The following is a 6,232-nucleotide window of genomic DNA, read 5'->3' on the forward strand; positions in this document are numbered from 1 at the left end:
ATGCCGTTGCGGCCGTGCACGTTCTTGAAGTAGTCGAACGTCTTGGCCGCGCCGAAGTGCGCGTCCACGCCGGCCGACTGCCGGTTGGACTGCGCGCCGTTACCCCACACGTTGTCCGCGTCGGTGAAGTTGGTGCAGGTCGAGGTGCCCTGGTTCATGTCGCAGGTGCGGCCGTTGCCGTGCGACGGGTCGATCATCGTGTACGTCGAGCCCGACAGTGTCGTGTCGACGGTGACGGTGCCGGAGTACACGCTGTTGCCGGTGCCGTTCACGTGCTTGACCTCGTCGAACGAGCCGAGGAACGCCCCGGTCGCGGCGTCGGTGATGACGTGCAGCTCGGACGGGGTCTGTCCGTCCGGGCGCATGCCGGTGACGACGGTCTCCCAGGCCAGCCGGCCCTTGCCGCTGCTGGCGTCGACGAACAGCTCGGGCGTGCCGACCGTGCCGACGGTGCCGCTGAAGCGGGCGCGGGCGGCCTGGGCGGCCTTGGCGGCGGTGACCTTCGGGGTGGTCGCCAGGGTCAGCGGGGCCTCCAGGCCGACCGACGATCCCTTGTAGACGCCGTTGGCGCCGGTGTGCACGACGAAGTCGCCGCCGTACACGCGCAGGCCCTGGTACGTGCGGGCGTAGCGCACGTGGGTGCCGCTGCTGTCGCTGATGGTGCGGTCGATGCGGTAGGCGTCGCCCGCGGCGGCGCGCACGTCCGACGGGTGCTCCGCGAGGGCGCGCTCCGCGGCCGCGACGCCGACGGGCGTCGCGCCCTGCGGGGCCGCGTTGCCGGATGTCGGCGACACCGACAGCATGGCGCCCACGAGTAGGGCGACGCTGCCGGCAGCGAGGGTTCTTTTCACGAGTCCTCCCCGACTCAGTGGAGTGTGGCGGTAGCCACTGAGGCCTATGTATATAGAAGCGGGGAGAACTTTGGAAGTGGTCGACATCCCTCGGTGTCGATGAAAGAACATTCGTGAGTGCAGCTTGAGGTGCCCTTTCGGCGCGCCGTCGCGCTCCCAACTGATCGACTTCTCTCGATCGTGTGACGTTCTGTCGGAAAAGTGACCTTGGCGGAGCGGGATTGTAGAGAAAGCTTTCTAAAGCTATCGTTAGAATATGCACGAGCGTCCCACCATCGCCCTCAACGACCCCGTCGCCCTGCGCGCGTACGCGCACCCGCTGCGCATGTCCCTGGTCGGGCTGCTGCGGCGGGAGGGCCCGCTCACCGCCACCCAGGCCGCGGCCGTGCTGGGGGAGAGCGTGCCGAGCTGCTCCTTCCACCTGCGCCAGCTCGCCAAGTACGGCCTGGTCGAACGGGCCGAGGGAGCCGACGCGCGAGAGAAGCCGTGGCGGGCCACGGCCCTGTCCACCACCTGGGGTGCCGACGACGGCGACGCCGAGGCCCAGGCCGCCGTCGACCACCTCGACGCGGTGCTCATCCGCCGCCTCTACGACCGCGCCATGGGCTGGCTCGCCCGCCGCGCCGCCGACGGGCCGCGGTGGCGGTCCGTCACAGGTCCTGGTGACGACTTCGCCCACCTCACCCCCGAGGAGCTGGGCGAGCTGTCCCGGCGCATCGACGCGCTGTTCGACGAGTACCGCCCGCGTCAGCACGACCCGTCACTGCGCCCGGCCGGTGCCCGCGCGGTCCACTTCGGCTACTACGTGACGACCTTCGAACAGCCCTGACCCCGGAGGCCACCCCCATGACCGCCACCGCCACCCCCGCCACCCGCGGCTGGCTGCCCCCGCTGCTGCGGCAGACGCCGTTTCGCCGGTACTGGACCGGGCAGAGCGTCTCGCTGCTCGGCGACCAGATCACCGAGCTGGCCCTGCCGCTGTTCGCGGTGCTCGTCGCGGCCGCCGGGCCGGCCGAGATGGGCTACCTGACCGCCGCCGCGCTCGTTCCCAACCTGCTGTTCTCGCTGCTGTTCGGTGGCTGGGCCGACCGGCGGCCGTACAAGCGGCAGATCATGGTCGTGGCCGACGTCGCCCGCGCCGTCGCGCTGCTCGCCGTGCCCGCGCTCTACCTGCTCGACGCGCTGCACATGGCGCAGCTCTACGCCGTCGCGTTCATCGTCGGCACGTTCAGCGTGCTGTTCGAGGTCTGCCGCACCACCCTGTTCGTCTCGCTGGTGCCCAAGGCCGACTTCCTGCCGGCCAACGCGCTGCTCAACGGCTCGCGCGCGTTCTCGACGGTGGCCGGGGCGAGCGCCGGCGGCCTGCTGGTGCGGCTGGTCGGCGCGCCGTTCGCGCTGCTGCTCGACGCGCTGTCGTACGCCTTCTCCGCCGTCATGATCGCCAGGGTGGAGGTGGTGGAGCCGACGCCCGTCCCGCGCCGGGGCCTCGGGCTCAAGGAGGGCATGACGTTCATCGCCCGGCACCGGGTCATGCGGGCCGCCGTCAGCGCCAGCACCACCATCAACCTGTTCAACTTCATGTACTCGGCGCTGGTCATCCTGTACGTCACCACCGAGCTGCACATCTCACCCGCGGTGCTCGGCCTCGGGCTCGGGCTGGCCGCCGTGGGCGCGCTGATCGGGGCCGCGGTCGCCCGCCGCGCCGCCGACCGCTTCGGCGTGGGCCCGCTGTACGTCTTCGGGTACGTGATGTTCCCGGCCCCGCTGATCCTCATCCCGCTCGCCGACGGGCCGCACTGGCTGGTGCTGACGATGGTCTTCACCGCCGAGTTCCTGTCCGGCGTCGGCGTCATGCTGCTGGACACCGCGGGCGGGTCGCTGCAGGCCAGCGTCATCCCCGACGAGCTGCGGGCCCGGGTCACCGGCGCCCACCGCACCATCAACTACGGCATCCGCCCCGTCGGCGCGCTCATCGGCGGTGCGCTGGGCACGGCGCTGGGCGTACGCGAGACGCTGTGGATCGCCACCGTCGGGGCGCTCGCGGGTGTGCTGTGGCTGATCGCGTCCCCGATCCCGCGGATGCGCCGGCTGTGAGTCACCCCAGCAGCCGGGTGAGTGCCCGGACCGCCAGGCCGAGCCCGACGCGATCAGCGGCACGCCTTCCCCGGTCCGGGCGCAGGTGGAACCGTTCCAGTTTGTCCGGACCCTGGGACATCATTGTGCATTCAACTAACCGTCTCTAATGTGGACTGCATCCGGGCAAACGACATCCAGTTCTCTACCCTGAGGAGACCTCCATGTCCTCCGCCCGATCGGCTGCGATCACGCTTGCCCTTTTCCGGGTCGTGACCGGCCTGCTGTTCGCCCTGCACGGGGCGAGCTCCCTGTTCGGCGTCTTCGGCGGCAACCGCGGCTCCGGCCAGGCCGTCGAGTTCGCCGCCTGGCCCGGCTGGTGGGCCGCGCTCATCCAGCTCGCCGGCGGCATCCTGGTCATCGTGGGGCTGGCCGCCAGGCCGGCCGCGCTGCTCTGCTCCGGCTCCATGGCGTACGCCTACTTCGTCGTGCACCAGGAGCTGGCGCTGCTGCCGCTGAACAACGGCGGCGAGACCGCCGCGCTGTTCTGCTGGTCGTTCCTCATCATCGCGGTGCTCGGCCCCGGCGCCTTCGCGCTCGACGGCCTGCTGCGCCGCCGCACCGCCCCCGACCGCGGCGAACTCGCTCACGCCGCCTGACCCGACGCCCTTCCCTGCGAGAGGGCAAGATCGCTGTTCGGTGTCAGAAGATGCGGTCTGAGCCGACTTCTTGACACCGAACAGCGATCTTGCCGCTCACCACAAAGCTCAGCGCACGCCGAGCAGGTGCTCCAGCGCGAGCTGGTTGAGCTGGACGAAGGCGCCGCCGCGGGCGGCCTGGGCGTCGACGTCGAAGTCCTCGAACGCCGACCGGTCGGCCAGCAGCTCGGTGTAGCTCTCGCCCTCGCCCAGGGTCGGCACGGCCAGCTCGTGGTAGCGGGCGGCCTCGCGCGCCTCGGCGACCCGCGGGTCGGCCCGGAACGCCGCCGCGCGCTCCTTGAGCAGCAGGTACGTCCGCATGTTGGCGGCCGCCGACGCCCACACGCCGTCGAGGTCCTCGGTGCGCGAGGGCTTGTAGTCGAAGTGGCGCGGGCCGGTGTACGCGCGCCCGCCATCGGCGCCGCCGAACTCCAGCAGCTCCACCAGGAAGAACGAGTTCACGATGTCGCCGTGGCCGAACACCAGGTCCTGGTCGTACTTGATGCCGCGCTGGCCGTTGAGGTCGATGTGGAACAGCTTGCCGTGCCACAGCGCCTGCGCGATGCCGTGCAGGAAGTTCAGGCCGGCCATCTGCTCGTGCCCGACCTCGGGGTTGAGGCCGACCATGTCCTTGTGCTGCAGGGACTCGATGAACGCGAGCGCGTGGCCGATGGTGGGCAGCAGGATGTCCCCGCGGGGCTCGTTCGGCTTGGGCTCCAGCGCGAACTTCAGCCCGTAGCCCCGGTCGATCGAGTACTGCGCGAGCATGTCCAGGCCCTCGCGGTAGCGCTCCAGCGCGGTGCGCACGTCCTTGGAGCCGTCGTACTCGGTGCCCTCGCGGCCGCCCCAGAGCACGTAGGTCTGCGCGCCAAGCTCGGCGGCGAGGTCCATGTTGCGCATGACCTTGCGCAGCGCGTACCGCCGCACGGCGCGGTCGTTGCTGGTGAAGCCGCCGTCCTTGAAGACCGGGTGGGTGAACAGGTTGGTGGTGGCCATCGGCACGACCAGGCCGGTCTCGGCGAGCGCCGCCTGGAACCGCTTGATGAGGCGCTCGCGCTCGCTGTCGTCGGACCCGAACGGGATCAGGTCGTCGTCGTGGAACGTCACGCCGTAGGCGCCCAGCTCGGCGAGGCGGTGCACGGTCTCGACGGGGTCGATCGCGTCGCGGGTAGCCTCGCCGAACGGGTCGCGCCCTGGCCAGCCCACGGTCCAGAGGCCGAACGTGAACTTGTCCGCCGCAGTCGGCTGCGTCATGTCATCTCCCTGAAATCTTGTTTGTTCAGCCATTGAACTTATAGGGTGTGGCATTGTCAAGACCATGCCCGCCCGCCCGCCGCGCCGTGACGATCCGGTGCGTCAACGCAGCCTGCGCGAGCACAACCTCGCGCTGGTGCTGCGCCAGGTCACCGCCGCGCCGCTGCCGCCGTCCCGCGCGGAGATCGCCGCGGCCACCGGGCTGACCAGGGCCACCGTCTCTACGATCGTCGACGAGCTGATCGCCGGGGGACTCGTCGCCGAAGTCCGGCCGGTGTCGCGCTCCGGCGTCGGCCGCCCCGGCACCGGGATCGTGCCCGCCGGCACCGGCCCCGCCGGGCTCGGCATGGAGGTCAACGTCGACTACCTGGCGGTGTGCGCGGTCGACCTGACCGGCGCGGTGCGCCATCGCGAGCTGCGCCACCTCGACCAGCGCGAACGCACCCCGGCACAGACCTGGCGGGCGCTGGCCGGGCTCGCCGACCGCGCCGTCGCGGCCGTCGCGGAGCTCGGGCTGACCCCGGCGGGTGCGGTGATGGCCGTGCCGGGCCTGATCGAGGCGGACACCATCCGGGTCGCGCCGAACCTCGGCTGGCAGCAGGTCGCCCTGCCCGGCCCGGCGGACTTCCCGGCCCTGCGCGGCCTGGACCTCGACGTCGGCAACGAGGCGACGCTCGCGGCGCTGGGGGAGCGGCACGCCACCGGGCTGCGCAGCTTCCTCTACGTCTCCGGCGAGATCGGCATCGGCGGCGGCATCGTGCTCGACGGCGAGCTGTTCGGCGGCTCGCACGGCTGGGCGGGCGAGATCGGCCACGTCACCATCGACCCCCAGGGCCCGCCGTGCCACTGCGGCGCGCGCGGCTGCCTGGAGCAGTACGCCGGCGAGGAGGCGATCCGGGCCGCGGCCGGCCTGGCCGCCGACGGGGACCGCCAGGCGCCTGCCGACCCGGCCGAGGGCTCCCGGGCGGGCCGCGCACCGCTGGCCGAGCTGACCGACGGCGCCCGGGCGGGCCGCGCGCCCGTCCTGGCCGCGCTGGAGCGGGCCGGCACGGCGCTCGGGGTGGCCCTGTCCGGCGCGGTGAACCTGCTCGACATCGCCACCGTCGTGCTGGGCGGCCACTACGCCGAGCTGATCGACTGGCTGCGCCCGGCCATCGAGCGGGAACTCTCCCGCCGGGTGATCACCGCGGCCTGGTCCCCGGTGGAGGTCCGCCCGTCCGCGCTCGGCGCCGACGCGGCGATGGTCGGCGCCGCCCGCGCCGTCGTCCAGCACATCCTCGACGACCCCGCCCGCTTCCTCACCACCCGCGCCCGCCCAGCCAGCGGCACCGGCACCGCCGCGCCGAGCACCCTTCC

The 6,232-nt window shown here is 72.0% G+C and carries 6 protein-coding genes; 4 read left to right on the forward strand and 2 right to left on the reverse strand.

Features of this window, described 5'->3' with window-relative positions; translation table 11 throughout:
- A partial coding sequence (locus AB0J67_RS38405) for a PepSY domain-containing protein (protein WP_363490299.1) occupies positions 1-851 on the reverse strand: 851 nt, incomplete at its 3' end.
- 256 nt (positions 852-1,107) lie between these two features.
- Between AB0J67_RS38405 and AB0J67_RS38410 the strand changes: the two genes are divergently transcribed.
- The 3 genes from AB0J67_RS38410 (at position 1,108) to AB0J67_RS38420 (ending at position 3,583) form a co-directional block, all read left to right on the forward strand.
- Complete coding sequence (locus tag AB0J67_RS38410; protein WP_363490301.1) at positions 1,108-1,680, forward strand: helix-turn-helix domain-containing protein; 573 nt, start codon at positions 1,108-1,110, stop codon at positions 1,678-1,680.
- 17 nt (positions 1,681-1,697) lie between these two features.
- Positions 1,698-2,945 (forward strand): MFS transporter, encoded by a 1,248-nt coding sequence (locus AB0J67_RS38415; protein WP_363490303.1) that lies wholly within the window; start codon positions 1,698-1,700, stop codon positions 2,943-2,945.
- A 203-nt stretch (positions 2,946-3,148) separates the two neighbouring features.
- Positions 3,149-3,583 carry a DoxX family protein gene (locus AB0J67_RS38420; RefSeq protein ID WP_363490305.1) on the forward strand — a complete coding sequence of 145 codons (435 nt, stop codon included), beginning with the start codon at positions 3,149-3,151 and terminating at the stop codon, positions 3,581-3,583.
- A 108-nt stretch (positions 3,584-3,691) separates the two neighbouring features.
- On the opposite strand, the gene xylA is transcribed toward AB0J67_RS38420, so the two are convergent.
- Positions 3,692-4,876 (reverse strand): xylose isomerase, encoded by a 1,185-nt coding sequence (gene xylA / locus AB0J67_RS38425; RefSeq protein WP_363490307.1) that lies wholly within the window; start codon positions 4,874-4,876, stop codon positions 3,692-3,694.
- A gap of 64 nt (positions 4,877-4,940) precedes the next feature.
- Here xylA and AB0J67_RS38430 point away from each other — a divergent pair.
- A partial coding sequence (locus AB0J67_RS38430; RefSeq protein WP_363490309.1) for an ROK family transcriptional regulator occupies positions 4,941-6,232 on the forward strand: 1,292 nt, incomplete at its 3' end.

This window comes from Catellatospora sp. NPDC049609 (assembly GCF_040675365.1).
Lineage (GTDB): Bacteria > Actinomycetota > Actinomycetes > Mycobacteriales > Micromonosporaceae > Catellatospora.